We start from the raw sequence: 18,131 nt of genomic DNA, 5'->3' as shown, positions 1-18,131 counted from the left end.
GGCCCCGCCGCCACGGGTTACAGGCCCGCCACCGCCGTTCCCGCGGGCGCCGCCGGCTTCACCGCCGGCCCAGTGGACGCCTTCGGTGACCCCGCCGCGGAACGTTGCCCAACCCCCCGAACGGGGCTGGCGTCGCATGCTGCGGGCGGCGACATTCGGACTGGTCAACCCCGGACCGTCGGCGGCGCAGCGAGAGGCCGCCCAGTTCGAGGCGGCGATCCGGGTCCCGCTGCACGGCAACCACAAGGTCGGCGTTCTGGGCAAGGGCGGCGTCGGGAAGACCTCGGTGGCAGCCAGCGTCGGGTCGATCCTCGCCGAGCTGCGCCACCAGGACCGCATCGTCGCCATCGATGCCGACACCGCCTTCGGGCGATTGAGCAGCCGGATCGATCCGCGGACCACCGGTTCGTTCTGGGAGTTGACCGCCGACAAGAATCTGCAGTCGTTCGCAGACGTGACCTCGCGGGTCGGCCGCAACGCCGTCGGGCTCTACGTCCTGGGTGGAGAGCCGGTTTCCGGTCCGCGCCGGGTGCTCGATCCGGCGGTCTACCGGGAGGCCGCGCTGCGGCTGGACCGGCACTTCGCGATCTCCGTCATCGATTGCGGCTCCACGATGGATGCGGCGGTCACCCAGGAAGTGCTGCGCGACCTGGACGCGCTGATCGTCGTCTCCTCACCGTGGGCGGACGGCGCCGCCGCGGCCGCGAAGACCGTCGAGTGGTTGTCGGATCACGACCTCGGGGACCTGTTGCAGCGCAGTGTGGTGGTGCTCAACGACTCCGACGGCCATGCCGACAAACGCACCAGGTCATTGCTGGCTCGCGAGTTCGTCGACCACGGCCAACCCGTCGTCGAGGTGCCGTTCGATCCGCATCTGCGGCCGGGCGGCGTCATCGACGTCACCAACGAGATGGCGCAGGCGACTCGGCTGAAGTTCCTGCAGGTCGCCGCGACGATCACCGGTTATTTCGCGTCCCGGCCCGAGGCCCCGCGGAACCGCCCGCCCGCGCCGCCGGATCGGCCGTCGCCTCGATCCGGGTGACGAGCCCATCCCGCACGGTCAGCACCACCACGGCGAAGAGCCGACGTTCGGCGAACGCGAGCAGCACTGATTCCTCCGCCTCCGCCGGAATGCTGACCAAGGTGGTTCCGGGTCCGAGGTAGCGCATCAGGTTGGTCGCAACCGGCTTCGGACCGTGGTTGATCTGGGCGGGCGGCGCCGGGTCGGCAAGGACCGTGCCCTTGCCCCAGACCGCCGGATCCAGCACCGCGGTGAGTCCCGCGAGATCGCCGTTGGCGCACGCGGTGATGAACTTCTCGGTCACCAGCTGATGCCGGCTCGGCGCGATATCGGCGCCCGCTGCTCGGCCCGGTCCGGCGTCGGCGAACTTGGCCCGCGCGCGCCGGGCCAATTGTCGACAGGTGCCGGCCGGGCGCCCGACCGTCTCCGCGATGTCGTCGAACGGGACACCGAAGACGTCGTGCAGGACGAAGGCGACGCGTTCACCGGGGCTCAGCCGGCGCAGCACTTCCAACAGCGCGGTCGCGATCTCGTCGTCCAGGGTGACCCGATCGGCGGGGTCCGGTGCCCTGGTATCGGCCGCCTGACCCGCCCCATCCGCGATATCAGGGCGCTCGTACCGGGCCCGCGCGGAACGAACCTGGTCCAGGCACAACCGGCTGGTCACGACGGTCAGCCAGCCGCGGACGTCGTCAATGCTGTCCGGACTCCGGGACAACCTCAGGAAAGCCTCCTGGGCGATATCTTCCGCGTCACCGACATCACCGACGATCTGGTAGGCGAGGTTGACCAGATACGGACGGTGCTCGCGCCAGGCCTGCTGGAACTGGTCACTGGGTGACGGCGCGGGGTTCATAGCTCATCGACGATTCGGGGCCCGGAAAAGTTACGAATATCGGATGTAACTTTCCCATCCCGAGTGCCGTCCTTGGTGCATGAACCACCCGCCTAACCAAGGAGTCAGTCGATGATCATCGCCGTAACCGGCGCGACCGGGAACATCGGTCGCCCACTGGTCGCCGAGCTCGCGGCGGCAGGCGCCCGCGTGCGCGCCATCACTCGCACACCCAGCACCGTGGATTTTCCGGGCGGGGTCGAGCAGATCAGATCCCTTGCCGATGCATTACCGGGGGCTTCGGCGGTTTTCCTCAACTCTCGCACGTTGCCACCACGGAATCCCGACGGCCTGGCAGACGTCGTGGCCCAATGCAAAGCGGCCGGCGTGACCAAGCTGGTCGCCCTGTCCGCCATCAACGCCGACGACGACTTCGCGCGGCAACCGTCGCGTTTCCGGGGTGACCGGAACCGGGAGGTCGAGCAGGCGGCCGTCGAGTCTGGGCTGCAGTGGGTGAGTCTGCGCCCGTCGGTCTTCGCCTCGAACTTCACCGGTATGTGGGGCGGACAGCTCCGTGTTGGTGACGTGGTGGCCGGCCCCTATGCGGCGGCGTCCATGGCACCGATCGTTGACGACGACATCTCCGCTGTGGCGGCGCGTGCGCTGCTTACCGATGAGCTGGTCGGCCGCAAGATCCCGATGACCGGGCCGCACGCACTGACCAACCGAGAGTTGGTCGACGTCATCGGCAAGGTGTTGCAGCGCCCACTGCGCTATCTCGAGCTATCACCCGAATTGGTGCGGCAACGTTTCACGGGCTTGGGATTCTCCGCCGAATTCGCTGACGCCTATGTCGCGATGCTGGCTGCGAGCCGGGACGGTCCCGCATTGGTCACCCACGAAGTGGAAAAGGTCCTCGGCCGCCCCCCGCTTGAGTTCGCGGAGTGGGTGGCGCGGCACCGCGACGACTTCACCCCACAGGCGGTGCGCGATGTCTGAACCGATGAAACTGACGCCCCCGCGCTTCCTCAAGCCGATGAACAAGGTCGTGGTGGCGCTGCAGAAGCTCGGGATACCCGCCGGGCCCGCGATGGTGCTGACCGTGCCCGGCCGTAAGTCCGGCCTGCCGCGCAGCACTCCGATGACCCCATTCGAGTTCGACGGCGGCCTCTATGTCGTCGCCGGCTATCCGGGCGCGGACTGGGCCGCCAACGTCCGTGCCGCCGGCGTCGGCACCCTTACCCGCGGGCGGCGCTCCCGGCGGGTGCGGATCGCGGAGCTGACCACCGAGGACGCCCGCCGGGTGTTACGGGTGTTCCCGGCGCAGGTCCCGGTCGGCGTCGCGTTCGCCAAGCGTTCGGGTCTGGTAAAGGACGGCAGCGCCGATGAATTCGAGGCGCTGGCAGGACAACTCGCCGTATTCCGGTTCGATCCGGCTTAGCGCCACAACGAAACAGCGCGAGAGATCCGGCAGATCTCTCGCGCTGTTGACGCACTCGGCGGTGGACTATGCCGACTGGGCAGTCACCCGCTCGCGAACGGCGAAACCGTTGCGCTCAGCCAGCGAACGCAGTTGGCTCAGTGCGAACGCACGCGCGCGGCCCGAGTCCGGGATCACGACGCCGGCCCACAATCCTTCCGCACCAGGCGATTCCACCGCTTCCTTGGCGCACAGCCAGCGGCGCGGGCAGGCCCGGCACAACATTTTCGCCTCGGCGTCCGGCGTGGTCGTCCAACGGTCAGGGTCTTGGGTGCACACGCCCAGCTGCGGGATCTCATAGAGAGCTGTTGCGGTCATGTGTTGCATACCTCCGTAAAGCGTTGCAGGTGGTGCCCCTCTGCGTCAGAAGGTTAGCGGACTAACCGTCGCAGTGCAACAGTTTGTTCTGCAGCACTTTCCGCAGGTGCTACGGCTTCGCAATGGAACCGGAGAGCGTATCGCCCAAAACTCGATTTACCAGTAGTTATATGCTGTCAGTTTGCTGTGTATCGGCCGTAGATCGGCTGTTCGAGCGCCAAACCGTTGCACAAAGTGTTTCGGTATACGGCCGTTGGCGGTATGGTTAACCGTAGCGATTGGCCGATCAGCCGCCATGCTTCCCCCGGGAAGGCCGCCACGGGCAGGGCTTGAAAAGCGTAGCGAAGGTATAGCAATGAAAGGGTGCGACGGTTACCATGTTGGACAGCGGAAGGCTCGTGCTGCTGCCCGCTGCGACAACCGCGAGCAAGGATTCAACGCACATGCCTCACGCCGAATCAACGGTCGGGCCCGCTGCGCTGACCGCGCTGCGGATGAGGTCGACTTCGCACCTGCGCTGGGGGGTCGCCGGCGGCGACTCGCACGATAGGTTCGCCGACACACCGCACCAGGGGGCGGTGACCGTCGGCGGCAACAGAAACGTCCGGTTCGGCGAAGTCACTGGAGGCAAGGCGTTGACGTTCGAAGTCGTCAGGCCGGCGGATTCGGCCGAAGAAACCGATGCCGGGATAGACCCCGGCATAGCCCGTGCCGGTGCGGCCGCCGCGGCGCGCCGTCGCGAACTCGACATCAGTCAGCGCAGCCTCGCCGCGGACGGAATCATCAACGCCGGCGCGCTGATCGCCTTCGAGAAGGGCCGCAGCTGGCCACGCGAGCGGACCCGCGCCAAGCTCGAGGAAGTTCTGCAGTGGCCGGCGGGCACCATCACCCGCATCCGGGACGGCGAGGCCGTCGCGCAACCATCGGCTCCGACGCCCGTCCCGGCACCGACGTCGGCCCCGGCCCGGCCTGCAATGGATCCGGCCCCCGCAGCCGCGGGCGAAGGCCCGGCGTCGCTGATCGCACAGGCGGTAGCTGCCGCGATCGACACCTGCAGCTTGGCCATCGCCGCCCTGCCACCACCGGACGACCCCGAATTCACCGAGCGGGCCGCGCCGATCCTCGCCGATCTGCGCCAGCTCGAAGGTATTGCCGTACAAGCCACGCGGATCAGTCGCATCACCCCCGAATTGATCAAGGCGTTGGGTTCGGTTCGGCATTACCACGACAAATTGATGACGCTGGGAGCAACGGCGCCCGGCGCCACGCTCGCGCAACGGTTATACGCCGCGCGCCGGCGTGCCAATCTTTCGACCGCGGAGACCGCGCAAGCGGCCGGAGTTACCGAAGAAACAATCGTTCGCGCCGAAGCCGAGGAAGATTTACCGGCCGCGGCCGCCGAAGCAATTGAAGCACTGATACACCAGATCAATTGAGCTGAACTCGGCGCGGTCAGCTACTGGCCGCGCCCGAGCCGATCGAACGGGGACCGTCGCCCACGGCCCCGCAATCCCACCGTGCCTTCGGCTCTTGCCATGCGCGCGAAATCGCCCGCCCTATCTGAAAATTCGTGCATCGACCCCTGTCAGAGCGCTGTTAAGCTCGATCTACCGGTGCGAAGGTACAGAACAAAAATGACCGTGCACACCAACAGCCAAGTAAGGAAGCAGTCACATGTCGGGTAGCGCGATGTGCAAGACCACCAGTAACTTCATTTACGCGCAGTTGTTTTTGCTAGGTGAAGGTATTCCCGACCCGGGCGACATATTCAACGCCGGTTCGTCGCTTTTCAAGGGCGTCGCCGACAAGATCGGCCTGGCGATTCCGGGCACGGACTGGATAGGTCAGGCCGCGGATGCCTACATAAAGCAAAACGACGCCCAGAAACTCCGCGCCAAATTGATGGGCGAAATCGATGATCTGACGGGCAACCTGATCTCGAACCAGGCCGAGCACGTGTCCGACACCCGGGACGTCCTGCGCGCGATGAAGAAGATGATCGACGGCGTCTACAAGGCGTGCAAATGGCTCGAGGACAACCTTTGGTTCGTCGGCGACGCCGTGTCGGTGGCGCTGGCGATTCCGTCCTGCGGGCTCGCGATGGCCGTCACCGGCGGTGCACTGCTCTACCTGACGATCATGACGGCGATGAACGCGGCCAGCATGGTCGGGCTCGGCGGCCGACTGATGGACATCCTGACCAACCTGCCCAGCCTGGCCGGCCTGATCCCCGACATCATCGGCGACATCATCGGCGGCCTGTGGCCGCCGAAGCTGCCCGAGATCCCCTTCCCGGGTTTCCCGAACATCCCGGGCCTGCCGGAGTTCACCTGGCCGCCCACGCCTGGCATGCCGGACTTCAATCTGCCGATCCCCGGCCTGCCGGAGTTCCAGTGGCCAAGCATTCCGGGTCTGCCCGACTTCGGCGGGATCATCCCCGGCCTGCCCGGCCTGCCCGGCATGCCCGGCCTACCCGGCATGCCCAGCATCCCGAACCTGTTCCCCGGCATGCCCTCGCTGGGCGATCTGTTGCCGGGCATGGGCCACCTCGGCGAGCTGCCCACCTGGACGGAACTGGCCGCCCTGCCCGACTTCTTGGGCGGCTTCGCCGGCCTGCCGTCGCTGAGCTTCGGCAACCTGCTCAACTTCGCCCAATTGCCCGGGGTCGCAGCCGTTTCTTCGACGATGAACCAGCTGACTCAACTGATGGCGGCCGGCGGTGGACCGGGCCAGATGGGCAGCATGGCCGGCCAGCAGGCACAGATGATCTCCGCGCAGGCCCAACAGGGCTCGCAGCAGGGCGACGGGCGAGACGACGAGGGTGCCGGGGCGGGCACTATGGGAGCCGAGCGTGCCCCCGTCGACGCGACGGCCGGCGGCCAACCAGGCAAACAGGAGACCGTCCTTTAGCAATTTGCCAGGAAACCGCCAAACCCATAGCAAGCCAAAGCCATAGCGAGTAAAACGTTAGTCCTAGAGGAGGCTCATCCCCATGTCCCAGCTCCCCATTCTCGAAGTCATCCCGTCAGCACTGCGGGTGCTGTCCAACAAGCAGAGCGAGATTGCTGGCCAACTCAAGACCGCCACCACCACCGTCGAGGGCATCAGCGGCCGCGTTGATATGACGCACGGTTCGTTCACCTCGAAGTTCAACAGCGCGCTTCGCGAGGTGGAGACCACCCGCACCAGCACCGGCACCGGTGTGCAGGGCGTCAGCGGCGGGTTGGCGTCCAACCTGCTCAAGGCCGCCACCGCCTACCTCAATGCCGACCAGGGACTGGCCGGCGTAATCGACAAGATCTTCGGCTGATCATGTCCGGTCCGCTCGCTTCCGGTCGCGCGGGCCTCGCGGGCCCGGTCGGAGATGTCGTGGGTGTCGAGGTGACCATCGACGGCATGCTGGTCATCGCCGATCGGTTGCACCTCGTCGATTTCCCCGTCGCACTGGGCATCCGGCAGAACATTCCCCAGGAGGATCTGCGGGATGTGGTGTGGGAACAGGTGCGACGCGACCTGACCAACCAGGGCGTGCTGGACCATAACGGTCAACCCCACCCGGACGTCACGACGATGGTCGACACCGTCAGCCGAGCCGACCGGACGCTCGAATGCCGTTGGTGGCGCCGCGATGTCGGCGGCGTCATGGTCCGATTCGTGGTGTGCCGCAAGGACGAAACCCATGTCATCGCCGCGCGCGACGGCGACATGCTGGTGCTGCAACTGGTGGCACCGCAAGTCGGACTGGCCGGAATGGTGACCACCGTGCTCGGCACCGCCGAACCCGCCAACGTCGAACCGCTCACCGGCCTCGCCAGTGAATTGGCCGAGTGCACCACAGCGGCGCAGCTCTCCCGCCACGGCGTTCCGCCGGCGCAAGCACGGATCTACTCCGAGATCGTGAGCAATCCGACCGGGTGGGTCGAGATCATCGCGACGCAGCGTCATCCCGGCGGCACCACCACCCACACTTCGGCCGCCGCGGGTGTACTCGACTCCGAACGCGGCCGGCTGGTCTCCCTGCCCCGCCGCGTCGGCGGCGAGCTGTACGGAAGTTTCCTGCCCGGCACGCAGCAGAATCTGCAGCGCGCGCTGGACAGCTTGTTGGAGCTGTTACCCGCCGGCTCCTGGTTAGATCACGCGCCGGCCTCCGCCCGAGGCTGACTCCCAACCCCCGACCATCCCGATACGAGTTCAGAAAGAGGACGCCAGAGTGGACCAGCCCGGGAACGATTACGACAGCGACAATCTCAGTGCGCTGGATTTCTCCGGCGGCGCCGCCGTTGACGAGGCGTCGTCGCTGGACGCGCTGGGCGACTATGCGCCGCCGGCCGAGTCAGCGGACGCCGGCACCGACCTCGACGCCCTCGATGGGCTCACCGAGCAGGAAGAGGAGCCCGACCTGGCGCTGTTCACGGTCACCAACCCGGCCGGGTCGGTGTCGGTGACGGCGTTGATGGACGGCCGGGTACAGCAGGTCACCGTCACCGACAAGGCCTCGAGCATGAGCGAATCCGGTTTGGCGGAGGAGATCTTCGTCATCGCCGACCTGGCCCGGCAGAAGGCGCGTGCGGCGCAGCACACCTTCATGGTCGAGAACATGAGCGAGATGACCGGAGACAGCGACCAGCAGAATGCTCTGCTGCACGAATTCGTCGGGGCGACGCTGAACCTGCCGACACCCGAAGAGGCCGCCGCCTATGAGGCGCAGGTGTTCGCCTCCCGCTACGAGGTCGACTACACGGCGCGCTACAACGGTGATAAATGACTGATCGCCTGGCCGGTCTGTTCGACAGTGCCGTCGGCATGCTGCCGTTGTCGGAGGCACGATCCCTGGATCTGTTCACCGAGATCACCAATTACGACGAGTCGGCCTGTGACGCATGGGTCGGCCGGATCCGCTGCGGCGACACCGATCGGGTGACGCTGTTCCGTGCCTGGTACTCCCGACGCAACTTCGGACAGTTGTCGGGCGCCGCCCAGATCTCGATGAGCACCGTCAACGCCAGGGTGCCCATCGGAGGCCTCTACGGCGACATCACCTACCCGGTCACCTCACCGCTGGCCGTCACCATGGGTTTCGCGTCATCCGAAGCGGCGCAAGGCAATTACGCCGACGCGCTGGAAGCCATCGACGCCAGTGCGGTCAGCGGGTCCGAGCACCTGGTGTCGTGGCTGCGGGCGGTGATCTACGGCGCCGCCGAGCGGTGGACCGACGTGATCGACGAGGTCAAGGGCGCCGGGAAGTGGCCGGACAAGTTCCTGACCGGCGCCGCCGGTGTCGCCCACGGCGTGGCCGCCGCCAACCTCGGGCTGTTCACCGAAGCCGAACGGCGCCTCACCGAAGCCAACGACTCGCCGGCCGGCGAAGCCTGCGCCCGCGCCATCGCGTGGTACCTGGCGATGGCCCGGCGCAGCCAGGGCAACGAGGAAGCCGCGGTTGCGTTGCTGGAGTGGTTGCAGACCACCCATCCCGAGCCGAAAGTCGCTGCGGCGCTGAAGGATCCGACGTATCGGTTGCAGACGACCACCGCCGAACAGATCGCCTCCCGGTCGGACCCCTGGGACCCGGGCAGCGTGGTCACCGACAACTCCGGACGCGAGCGGCTGCTGGCCGAGGCCCAGGCCGAATTGGAACGGCAGATCGGGCTCAGCCGGGTCAAGACGCAGATCGAGCGGTACCGGGCGGCAACCCTGATGGCCCGGGTTCGGGCCGCCAAGGGTATGAAAGTGGCGCAGCCCAGCAAGCACATGATCTTCACCGGGCCGCCCGGGACCGGCAAGACGACAATCGCGCGGGTGGTCGCCAACATCCTGGCCGGCCTCGGCGTCATCTCCGAACCCAAGCTCATCGAGACCTCCCGCAAGGATTTCGTCGCCGAGTACGAGGGCCAGTCGGCGGTCAAGACCGCCAAGACGATCGACCAGGCGCTCGGCGGTGTCCTTTTCATCGACGAGGCCTATGCGCTGGTGCAGGAACGCGACGGGCGCACCGACCCGTTCGGCCAGGAAGCGATGGACACCCTGCTCGCTCGGATGGAGAACGATCGCGACCGGCTGGTGGTGATCATCGCGGGCTACAGCAACGACATCGACCGGTTGCTGGAGACCAATGAGGGCCTGCGGTCGCGCTTTGCCACCCGCATCGAGTTCGACACCTACACGCCCGAAGAGCTGCTCGAGATCGCGAGAGTGATTGCCGCCGCGAATGACTCGACGCTGAGCTCAGAGGCCGCCGAGCAGCTCCTGGAGGCGGCCAAGTCCCTGGCCACCCGCACGCTGCGCGGTCGGCAGGCCCTCGACATCGCCGGAAACGGCCGCTACGCACGGCAATTGGTCGAGGCGGCCGAACAGTGCCGAGACATGCGGCTGGCGCAGGGGCTGGACATCGAAGCTCTGGATGTGGACCGACTACAAGAAATCAACGGCGCGGACATGGCCGAGGCGATCGCCGCGGTGCATGCACACCTCAACATGAGAGAGTGAACCATGGGGCTTCGCCTGACCACCAAGGTTCAGGTTAGCGGCTGGCGCTTCCTGCTTCGCCGCGTCGAGCATGCCATCGTGCGGCGCGACACCCGCATGTTCGACGATCCGCTGCAGTTCTACAGCCGCTCAATGAGCCTCGGTATCGCGCTCGCGGTGATCCTCTTGGTGGGCGCGGGACTGTTGGCGTACTTCAAGCCGCAAGGCAAGTTGGGTGGCACCACCCTGGTGACCGACCGGGCGACCAACGAGCTGTACGTGATCATGTCCGGGCAGCTCCACCCCGTCTACAACCTGACCTCCGCGCGGCTGGTGCTCGGCAACCCGTCCAACCCGTCGACCGTGAAGTCCTCGGAATTGAGCAAGTTGCCGCTGGGACAGACCCTGGGCATCCCGGGTGCCCCGTACGCCACGCCGGTCTCCGGCGGGAGCTCCTCGATCTGGACCTTGTGCGACACCGTGGAGCGGGCCGACACCGCATCGCCGGCCATCCAGACATCGGTGATCGCGATGCCGGTGCAGATCGACGCCTCGGTGGACCCGGTACGGGCGAACGAGGCGCTGCTGGCGACCTACCAGGGCCAGCAATGGATCGTCACCGAAAAAGGGCGGCACACGATCGATCTCAATGACCGCGCGCTGACCTCGGCGATGGGTATTCCGGTGACCGCCAAGGCCGTCCCGATCTCGGAGGGGTTGTTCAACGCGCTGCCCAGCCGGGGCGCCTGGCAGCTGCCACCGATACCGGGTGCCGGCTCACCCAATACCGTTGGGCTGCAGGACGATCTGGTGATCGGCTCGGTATTCCAGATCCACACCGAGAAGGGCCCGCGCTACTACGTCGTGCTGCCGGACGGTATCGCCATGGTGAACTCGACCACCGCCGCCGCGCTGCGCGCCACCCAATCTCACGGTCTGGTAGCGCCTCCGGCGGTATTGCCCAATGTTGTGGTGCAGATCCCGGAGCGGGTCTACCCCTCCCCGCTGCCCGACGAACAGCTCAACATCCTGACCCGTCCCGACGAGCCGACGCTGTGCTGGAGTTGGGAACGCGCCGCGGGTGACCAGGCGCCCAAGACGACGGTTTTGTCCGGTCGCCATCTGCCGATACCCGCGTCGATGATGAACGCCGGGATCAAGCAGATCCAGGGGAGCGCAACGATTTACATCGATGGTGGCAAGTTTGTGCAGCTACAGTCACCGGACCCGCGTTACGGCGAGTCGATGTATTACATCGACCCCGAAGGGGTGCGCTACGGGGTGCCGAACGCCGATTCGGCCAAGGCGTTGGGCCTGAGCTCGCCGAAAACCGCGCCGTGGGAGGTGATTCGGCTGCTGGTAGACGGGCCGGTGCTGTCCAAGGACGCCGCGATGCTCGAACACGAAACGCTGCCGTCGGACCCGACGCCGCGAAAACTTCCCGGCGGAACCCCGGGAGCGCCCCAGTGAAGGCCGGAACACCATGACGACGAAGAAGTTCACGCCGACCATCACCCGCGGCCCGCGACTGACCCCGGGCGAGATCAGCCTGACGCCGCCCGATGACCTCGGCATCGACATCCCGCCCTCCGGCGTCCAGAAGGCGTTGCCGTATGTGATGGGCGGCTGCATGGTCGGAATGATCGCGATCATGCTGGTCGGCGGCACCAAACAGCTGTCCCCGTACATGCTGATGATGCCGCTGATGATGGTCATGATGATGGTCGGCGGCATGGCCGGTGGCACCGGCGGGGGCGGCAAGAAGGTGCCCGAGATCAACGCCGACCGGAAGGAATACCTGCGTTACCTGGCGGGTCTGCGCAGTCGGGTCACGTCCTCGGCCAGCTCCCAGGTGGCGTTCTTCAGTTACCACGCACCGCATCCCGAGGATTTGCTGTCGATCGTGGGGACACAGCGGCAGTGGTCCCGGCCGGCCAACAGCGACTTCTACGCCGCCACCCGGGTCGGGATCGGTGACCAACCGGCCGTGGACCGACTGCTGAAGCCGGCCGTCGGCGGCGAACTGGCTGCCGCCACCGCGGCGCCGCAGCCCTACCTGGAGCCGGTCAGCCACATGTGGGTGGTGAAGTTTCTGCGCACCCACGGCCTGATCCACGACTGCCCGAAGTTGTTGCAGCTGCGCACTTTCCCGACGATTGCGATCGGTGGCGAGCGACCCGGCGCGGACCGGCTGCTGGCTGCGATGATCTGCCACCTGGCGGTGTTCCATCCGCCGGACCTGCTGCAGATCCGGGTGCTCACTGACGAGCCCGATGACCCCGAATGGTCCTGGCTCAAATGGCTTCCGCATGTTCAGCACCAGACCGAGACCGACGCCGCCGGCCCGGTGCGGATGATCTATACCCGCCCGGACGGCCTCGCCGACCTCGCGGCGCGCGGCCCGCACGCTCCCGACACCCTGCCCACCGGACCCTACGTCGTCGTCGTCGACCTCACCGGAGGCAAGGCGGGGTTCCCGCCCGACGGTCGAGCCGGCGTCACCGTGATCACGCTGGGCAACCACCGCGGGTCGGCCTACCGGGTTCGCGTCAACGAGGACGGCACTGCCGACGACCGGTTGCCCGGCCAGCAGTTCCGGCTGGTGGCTTCGACGTGCGACAGCATGACGCCGCTCGAGGCCGGCCGGGTGGCCCGGAAGCTGGCGGGCTGGTCCATCACCGGCACCATCCTGGACAAGACGCAGCGGGTGCAGAAGAAGGTGGCCAGTGAGTGGCACCAGCTGGTCGGCGCCAAGAGCGTCGAGGAGGTGACGCCGGCGCGCTGGCGGATGTACACCGACACCGACCGCGATCGGCTGAAAATTCCGTTCGGTCACGAGCTCAAGACCGGCAACGTGATGTATCTCGACATCAAGGAGGGTGCGGAGTTCGGCGCCGGCCCGCACGGCATGCTGATCGGGACCACCGGGTCCGGGAAATCCGAATTCCTGCGCACGCTGATCCTGTCGTTGGTCGCGATGACCCACCCCGACCAGGTCAACCTGCTGCTCACCGACTTCAAGGGCGGCTCGACATTCCTTGGCATGGAGAAGCTTCCGCACACGGCGGCCGTCGTCACCAACATGGCCGAGGAGGCCGAGCTGGTCAGCCGGATGGGTGAGGTGCTGACCGGTGAGCTGGACCGGCGCCAGAACATCCTGCGCCAGGCCGGCATGCAGGTGGGTGCCGCCGGTGCCCTCTCCGGTGTGGCGGAGTACGAGAAGTACCGCGAGCGCGGCGCAAATCTGGCGCCGCTGCCAACACTTTTCGTGGTGGTCGACGAGTTCGCCGAGCTGCTGCAGAGTCATCCGGACTTCATCGGGCTGTTCGACCGGATCTGCCGCGTCGGCCGGTCGCTGCGGGTCCATCTGCTGCTGGCCACCCAGTCGCTGCAGACCGGCGGGGTGCGCATCGACAAACTCGAGCCCAACCTCACCTATCGAATCGCGTTGCGGACCACCAGCTCTCACGAGTCGAAGGCGGTGATTGGGACCCCGGAGGCGCAGTACATCACCAACAAGGAGAGCGGCGTGGGGTTCCTGCGGGTCGGTATGGAGGATCCGGTCAAGTTCAGCACCTTCTACATCGGCGGGCCCTACATTCCGCCGGCACGCGCCGACACCAATGGCGAGGGTCCGCGGGACGGGTCACCGGCCGCCAAGCAGTCGATGCGCATTCGGAAATTCACCGCGGCTCCGGTTATCGAGGAGGTTGTGGCGCAATGACTGAAACGATTCCGCCGACGACGATGCAGAGCGCAGCGATGAGGAGGAGCGGCGCAGATGACGCCCGCCGACGACGATGCAGAGCGCAGCGATGAGGAGAAGCGGCGCAGATGACGCCCGCCGGCGACGATGCAGAGCGCAGCGATGAGGAGGAGCGGCGCAGATGACGACTGAACCCGAAGTACGCGCGCTGCGCGAAGTCGTGCTCGACCAGTTGGGCACCGGTGAGTCCCGGGCGTACAAGATGTGGCTGCCCCCGCTGGCGGATCCCACGCCGCTGGACGAGCTCGTCGCCCGGGACCGCCGGCAGCCGTTGCGTTTTCCGCTCGGGATCATGGATGAACCGCGTCGGCACCTGCAGGAGGTGTGGGGCGTCGACGTCTCCGGCGCGGGCGGCAACATCGGCATCGGCGGCGCGCCGCAGACCGGTAAGTCCACCCTGCTGCAGACGCTGGTGATGTCGGCGGCAGCCACGCACTCGCCCCGCAATGTGCAGTTCTACTGCATCGACCTCGGTGGCGGTGGCCTGATTTATCTGGAGAACCTGCCACACGTCGGCGGCATCGCGAACCGGTCCGAACCGGACAAGGTGTACCGCGTGGTCGCCGAGATGCAGGCGGTGATGCGGCAGCGCGAGCAGATGTTCAAGGAACACCGCGTCGGCTCCATCGCGATGTACCGCCAGCTGCGCAACGATCCCAACCAGCCGGTCGCGGCCGACCCCTATGGTGATGTCTTCCTGATCATCGACGGCTGGCCGGGCTTCGTCAGTGAGTTCTCCGAACTCGAAGGGGCCGTGCAGGACCTGGCCGCCCAAGGGTTGGCCTTCGGCGTGCACGTCATCATCTCCACACCCCGCTGGACCGAACTGAAATCCCGCGTGCGCGACTACCTCGGCACCAAGATCGAGTTCCGGCTCGGCGACGTCAACGAGACGCAGATCGACCGCATCACCCGGGAGATCCCCGCGAACCGTCCGGGTCGGGCGGTGTCGATGGAGAAGCACCACCTGATGATCGGTGTCCCCCGCTTCGACGGAGTGCACAGCACCGAAAACCTGGTGGAAGCGATCACCGCGGGGGTCGCCCATATCTCGTCGCAGACCACCGAGAAGGCGCCGCCCGTCCGCGTCCTGCCCGAGCGCATTCATCTGCACGAACTCGACCCGAATCCACCGGGACCGGACTCGGACTACCGCACCCGGTGGGAGATCCCGATCGGATTGCGGGAGACGGACCTGACGCCGGCCTACAGCCACATGCACACCAACCCGCACCTGCTGATCTTCGGCGCAGCAAAGTCCGGCAAGACAACCATCGCCCACGCGATCGCCCGGGCGATCTGTGCCCGCAACAGTCCCGATCAGGTTCGGTTCATGCTCGCCGACTACCGCTCCGGACTGCTGGACGCGGTACCGCAATCACACCTGTTGCAAGCGGGCGCGATCAACCGCAACAGCGCGAGCCTGGACGAGGCGGTTCAGGCACTGGCGGTCAACTTGAAGAAACGGTTGCCGCCGACCGATCTGACGACCGCGCAATTGCGTTCCCGGTCCTGGTGGAGTGGATTCGATGTGGTCCTGTTGGTCGACGACTGGCACATGATTGTCGGGGCCGCCAGTGGAATGCCGCCAATGGCTCCGTTGGCGCCTTTGTTGCCGGCGGCTGCCGATATCGGGTTGCACATCATTGTCACTTGCCAGATGAGCCAGGCGTACAAGGCGACGATGGACAAGTTCGTCGGCGCCGCGTTCGGCTCCGGTGCTCCTACGATGTTCCTCTCCGGCGAGAAGCAGGAGTTCCCGTCGAGTGAGTTCAAGGTGAAGCGCCGGCCCCCTGGCCAGGCATTTCTCGTATCGCCGGACGGAAAGGAGGTCATTCAGGCGCCCTACATCGAACCGCCGGACGAGCACGCAGAATAAGTGTTCGGACCACCCCCAACCCCCGGTTAGGATTATTGCAACGCACTCAGAAAGCCGGTTCACCAAGAGAGTTCAGAGCCAGCGGAGTGGGAACGAAACCGCGAGGTTTGTTTCGGCGATAACCGACGAAGTTTGGGCCCGAACATCAATTTCAACTGAACAATGAAAAGGCGTCCCTTTTCAGCCAATAGCCGCCACAATTCACAAACAGAGGGGAGTTGATCACCATGTTCTGGCACGCCATGCCACCCGAGCTGAACACCGCGCGGCTGATGGCCGGAGCTGGGCCGGCTCCCATGCTGACGGCTGCGGCCGGGTGGGAAGCGCTGGCGGCGGCTCTGGACGCGCAGGCCGTCGAGCTGACGGCGCGTTTGAATTCACTCGGCGAAGCGTGGACCGGTGGCAGCAGCGACAAGGCGATCAACGCCGCCCTGCCGATGGTCACCTGGTTGCAAACCGCGTCCACTCAAGCAAAGACCCGTGGGATGCAGGCCGCGGCGCAGGCCGCCGCCTACAGCCAGGCGCTGGCGACGACACCGTCGCTGCCGGAGATCGCGATGAACCACGTCACCACTGCGGTGTTGACGGCCACCAACTTCTTCGGCATCAACACCATCCCGATCGCCCTGAACGAGATCGACTACTTCGTCCGCATGTGGACCCAGGCCGCAGTGGCGATGGACGTCTACCAGGCCGAGACACTGATCAACACCACGTTCGAACAGCTCGAGCCGATGACGGCCATCCTGGACCCGGGGATGAGCCAGGGCATGGCGGCCTCCAACCCGATCCTGACGATGCCGACGCAGCTGACCAACATCACGCCCGGCACGTTGCAGGCGACCGCCGGACAGCTGGCCGAACTGAGTGGCCCCATGCAGCAGCTGGCCCAGCCGGCGCAGCAGATGACTTCGATGTTCAGCCAGCTGGGCAGCAGCACCGGCGGTCCCGGCAGCGGAGTCGGCGACGACGGCGCGCAGCTTGGGCTGGTGGGCACCAGCCCGCTGTCCAACCACCCGCTCGCCGGTGGATCGGGCGCCAGCATGGGCTCGGGACTGCTGCGCGGAGAGGCGTTGCCTGGTGCCGGTGGCACCCTGGCACGCACGCCGCTGATGGCTGGGTTGATCGACAAGCCGGCCGGTCCGGCCGTGATGCCCGCGGCAGCCGCCGGTGAATCCGTGACAAGTGGCGCCGCCCCGGTGGGAGCCGGTGCCGGTGCCATGGGTCAGGGCGCCCAGGCAGGCGGTGGCACTCGGACAGCCCTCGCCGTCCCGGTGGCGGCCGAGGAGAGCGACGAACCCGAAGAGGCCCTGTGGGACGACGAGGACGACTGGTGATCGCCCACGGCCACAACAGACTTCCCGGCCAAACCGGGCCGGAAGACTTGCCAACAATGGCGAGGAATGGAAAGAGAGAAAGTAGTCCAGCATGGCAGAGATGAAGACTGATGCCGCTGCCCTCGCGCAAGAGGCAGGAAACTTCGAGCGGATCTCGGGTGATCTGAAGACCCAGATCGACCAGGTCGAGTCCACCGCAGCGTCGCTGCAGGGTCAGTGGCAGGGTGCAGCCGGCCAGGCCGCGCAGGCCGCCGTCGTCCGTTTCCAGGAGGCCGCCAACAAGCAAAAGGCCGAGCTGGACGAAATCTCGACGAACATCCGTCAGGCCGGCGTCCAATACCAGCGTGCCGACGAGGAGCAGCAGCAGGCGCTGTCCTCGCAAATGGGCTTCTAATTCACCCCCTAAAGACCACAAAGAAACGGAGCAATCAACATGACGGAACAGCAGTGGAATTTCGCTGGTATCGAAGCCGCGGCCAGCACAATTCAGGGAAATGTCACCACCATTCACTCGCTGCTCGACGAGGGCAAGCAGTCGCTGACCAAGCTCTCTGCCGCCTGGGGCGGTAGCGGTTCGGAGGCCTACCAGGGCGTTCAGCAGAAGTGGGACGCTACGGCTCAGGAGCTGAACAATTCGCTGCAGAACCTGGCGCGCACCATCAGCGAGGCCGGTCAGGCGATGCAGTCGACCGAGGGCAGCGTGACGGGGATGTTCGCGTAACTAACGCGCCGCTAAGCGTAGAATCTCGAAGCACGAGATCGGGCGAGTTCAACCCATCCGGGGGATCTCGCCCCTTCTCGTGTTTCGAGTTTTTTGCCCTTTATGACGACCATCAGAGGGGTTCACATGCCGGCCGACTATGACAAGCTTTTTCGGCCTTCGCAGGAATCCGATTCGGACGCCTCGGCCGTTTCGGGTGCCTGCGGCGAGGCGTTCAGCCGGAACTGGGGAAGCTCGCTCGGCGGTTTCGGTGGTGGCCCGACGATCGGCATCGGCGGCAACGATGGTTTGGCGCCGCCCGCCGCGGGCCCG

At 66.3% G+C, this 18,131-nt stretch carries 18 protein-coding genes and 1 pseudogene; 17 read left to right on the top strand and 2 right to left on the bottom strand.

Annotated elements, in window-relative coordinates:
* A partial coding sequence (locus tag A9X01_RS14780) for a MinD/ParA family ATP-binding protein (RefSeq protein ID WP_253849134.1) occupies positions 1-1,042 on the top strand: 1,042 nt, incomplete at its 5' end.
* Here A9X01_RS14780 and sigI read toward each other — a convergent pair.
* Entirely contained in the window at positions 957-1,877 is a 921-nt protein-coding gene (sigI, locus tag A9X01_RS14775; protein ID WP_065121489.1) for an RNA polymerase sigma factor SigI, read from the bottom strand. The two genes, A9X01_RS14780 and sigI, sit on opposite strands and share 86 nt — an antisense overlap.
* 111 nt (positions 1,878-1,988) lie before the next feature.
* On the opposite strand from sigI, the gene A9X01_RS14770 reads away from it, so the two are divergent.
* Both A9X01_RS14770 and A9X01_RS14765 read left to right on the top strand, forming a co-directional pair.
* On the top strand, positions 1,989-2,855 hold the full coding sequence (locus tag A9X01_RS14770; protein ID WP_065121488.1) for an NAD(P)H-binding protein: 867 nt from the start codon (positions 1,989-1,991) through the stop codon (positions 2,853-2,855).
* Between the two features lie 4 nt (positions 2,856-2,859).
* Entirely contained in the window at positions 2,860-3,297 is a 438-nt protein-coding gene (locus A9X01_RS14765) for a nitroreductase family deazaflavin-dependent oxidoreductase (protein WP_436405269.1), read from the top strand.
* A gap of 66 nt (positions 3,298-3,363) precedes the next feature.
* Here the strand turns inward: A9X01_RS14765 and A9X01_RS14760 are convergent, their stop codons facing one another.
* Positions 3,364-3,654, bottom strand: coding sequence for a WhiB family transcriptional regulator (locus tag A9X01_RS14760; RefSeq protein ID WP_036362427.1), 291 nt, complete (start codon positions 3,652-3,654; stop codon positions 3,364-3,366).
* A gap of 443 nt (positions 3,655-4,097) precedes the next feature.
* On the opposite strand from A9X01_RS14760, the gene A9X01_RS14755 reads away from it, so the two are divergent.
* The 14 genes and pseudogenes from A9X01_RS14755 to A9X01_RS14695 all read left to right on the top strand — a co-directional run.
* The gene (locus A9X01_RS14755) at positions 4,098-5,090 is read left to right on the top strand and encodes a helix-turn-helix domain-containing protein (RefSeq protein ID WP_216638916.1); all 993 of its coding nucleotides are present in this window, start codon (positions 4,098-4,100) and stop codon (positions 5,088-5,090) included.
* A gap of 238 nt (positions 5,091-5,328) precedes the next feature.
* Positions 5,329-6,564, top strand: a complete 1,236-nt coding sequence (locus A9X01_RS14750) for an EspA/EspE family type VII secretion system effector (protein ID WP_065121486.1) — start codon at positions 5,329-5,331, stop codon at positions 6,562-6,564.
* 82 nt (positions 6,565-6,646) lie between these two features.
* Positions 6,647-6,964 (top strand): ESX-1 secretion-associated protein, encoded by a 318-nt coding sequence (locus A9X01_RS14745; protein WP_065121485.1) that lies wholly within the window; start codon positions 6,647-6,649, stop codon positions 6,962-6,964.
* Positions 6,965-6,966: 2 nt separating this feature from the next.
* A complete protein-coding gene (locus tag A9X01_RS14740) occupies positions 6,967-7,815 on the top strand; it encodes an ESX secretion-associated protein EspG (protein WP_065121484.1) in 849 nt (282 codons plus the stop codon).
* A gap of 49 nt (positions 7,816-7,864) precedes the next feature.
* The gene (locus A9X01_RS14735) at positions 7,865-8,419 is read left to right on the top strand and encodes a DUF2694 domain-containing protein (RefSeq protein WP_065121483.1); all 555 of its coding nucleotides are present in this window, start codon (positions 7,865-7,867) and stop codon (positions 8,417-8,419) included.
* Positions 8,416-10,137 (top strand): type VII secretion AAA-ATPase EccA, encoded by a 1,722-nt coding sequence (gene eccA / locus A9X01_RS14730; protein ID WP_065121482.1) that lies wholly within the window; start codon positions 8,416-8,418, stop codon positions 10,135-10,137. The genes A9X01_RS14735 and eccA overlap by 4 nt, the downstream gene beginning before the upstream one ends.
* 3 nt (positions 10,138-10,140) lie before the next feature.
* A complete protein-coding gene (eccB, locus tag A9X01_RS14725; RefSeq protein ID WP_065121481.1) occupies positions 10,141-11,586 on the top strand; it encodes a type VII secretion protein EccB in 1,446 nt (481 codons plus the stop codon).
* A gap of 13 nt (positions 11,587-11,599) precedes the next feature.
* On the top strand, positions 11,600-13,840 hold the full coding sequence (eccCa, locus tag A9X01_RS14720; protein WP_065121480.1) for a type VII secretion protein EccCa: 2,241 nt from the start codon (positions 11,600-11,602) through the stop codon (positions 13,838-13,840).
* A 76-nt stretch (positions 13,841-13,916) separates the two neighbouring features.
* Positions 13,917-13,990 (top strand): annotated as a pseudogene (locus A9X01_RS32240) (hypothetical protein); the annotation flags it as partial.
* Between the two features lie 13 nt (positions 13,991-14,003).
* Entirely contained in the window at positions 14,004-15,761 is a 1,758-nt protein-coding gene (eccCb, locus tag A9X01_RS14715) for a type VII secretion protein EccCb (protein ID WP_065121479.1), read from the top strand.
* Between the two features lie 227 nt (positions 15,762-15,988).
* Positions 15,989-17,098, top strand: coding sequence for a PPE family protein (locus A9X01_RS14710; RefSeq protein ID WP_065121478.1), 1,110 nt, complete (start codon positions 15,989-15,991; stop codon positions 17,096-17,098).
* Between the two features lie 91 nt (positions 17,099-17,189).
* Complete coding sequence (gene esxB, locus A9X01_RS14705) at positions 17,190-17,492, top strand: type VII secretion system ESX-1 WXG100 family target CFP-10 (RefSeq protein ID WP_036362402.1); 303 nt, start codon at positions 17,190-17,192, stop codon at positions 17,490-17,492.
* A 39-nt stretch (positions 17,493-17,531) separates the two neighbouring features.
* Positions 17,532-17,819, top strand: a complete 288-nt coding sequence (locus A9X01_RS14700; protein WP_036362399.1) for a WXG100 family type VII secretion target — start codon at positions 17,532-17,534, stop codon at positions 17,817-17,819.
* Between the two features lie 126 nt (positions 17,820-17,945).
* Positions 17,946-18,131: hypothetical protein (locus tag A9X01_RS14695; protein ID WP_155772098.1), on the top strand; the 186-nt coding region annotated here is incomplete at its 3' end.

The organism is Mycobacterium asiaticum (assembly GCF_001668675.1).
Taxonomy (GTDB): domain Bacteria; phylum Actinomycetota; class Actinomycetes; order Mycobacteriales; family Mycobacteriaceae; genus Mycobacterium; species Mycobacterium asiaticum_D.
The sequence above is the reverse complement of the archived record's forward strand: the minus strand, read 5'-3'. Positions and strand labels throughout refer to the sequence as shown.

What these genes read in the sequence shown, in the direction of transcription:
- sigI (WP_065121489.1), bottom strand. Translation starts at nt 1,877, where the DNA reads ATGAACCCCGCGCCGTCACCCAGTGACCAGTTCCAGCAGGCCTGGCGC.
- A9X01_RS14770 (WP_065121488.1), top strand. Translation starts at nt 1,989, where the DNA reads ATGATCATCGCCGTAACCGGCGCGACCGGGAACATCGGTCGCCCACTG.
- A9X01_RS14765 (WP_436405269.1), top strand. Translation starts at nt 2,860, where the DNA reads ATGAAACTGACGCCCCCGCGCTTCCTCAAGCCGATGAACAAGGTCGTG.
- A9X01_RS14760 (WP_036362427.1), bottom strand. Translation starts at nt 3,654, where the DNA reads ATGACCGCAACAGCTCTCTATGAGATCCCGCAGCTGGGCGTGTGCACC.
- A9X01_RS14755 (WP_216638916.1), top strand. Translation starts at nt 4,098, where the DNA reads ATGCCTCACGCCGAATCAACGGTCGGGCCCGCTGCGCTGACCGCGCTG.
- A9X01_RS14750 (WP_065121486.1), top strand. Translation starts at nt 5,329, where the DNA reads ATGTCGGGTAGCGCGATGTGCAAGACCACCAGTAACTTCATTTACGCG.
- A9X01_RS14745 (WP_065121485.1), top strand. Translation starts at nt 6,647, where the DNA reads ATGTCCCAGCTCCCCATTCTCGAAGTCATCCCGTCAGCACTGCGGGTG.
- A9X01_RS14740 (WP_065121484.1), top strand. Translation starts at nt 6,967, where the DNA reads ATGTCCGGTCCGCTCGCTTCCGGTCGCGCGGGCCTCGCGGGCCCGGTC.
- eccA (WP_065121482.1), top strand. Translation starts at nt 8,416, where the DNA reads ATGACTGATCGCCTGGCCGGTCTGTTCGACAGTGCCGTCGGCATGCTG.
- eccB (WP_065121481.1), top strand. Translation starts at nt 10,141, where the DNA reads ATGGGGCTTCGCCTGACCACCAAGGTTCAGGTTAGCGGCTGGCGCTTC.
- eccCa (WP_065121480.1), top strand. Translation starts at nt 11,600, where the DNA reads ATGACGACGAAGAAGTTCACGCCGACCATCACCCGCGGCCCGCGACTG.
- eccCb (WP_065121479.1), top strand. Translation starts at nt 14,004, where the DNA reads ATGACGACTGAACCCGAAGTACGCGCGCTGCGCGAAGTCGTGCTCGAC.
- A9X01_RS14710 (WP_065121478.1), top strand. Translation starts at nt 15,989, where the DNA reads ATGTTCTGGCACGCCATGCCACCCGAGCTGAACACCGCGCGGCTGATG.
- esxB (WP_036362402.1), top strand. Translation starts at nt 17,190, where the DNA reads ATGGCAGAGATGAAGACTGATGCCGCTGCCCTCGCGCAAGAGGCAGGA.
- A9X01_RS14700 (WP_036362399.1), top strand. Translation starts at nt 17,532, where the DNA reads ATGACGGAACAGCAGTGGAATTTCGCTGGTATCGAAGCCGCGGCCAGC.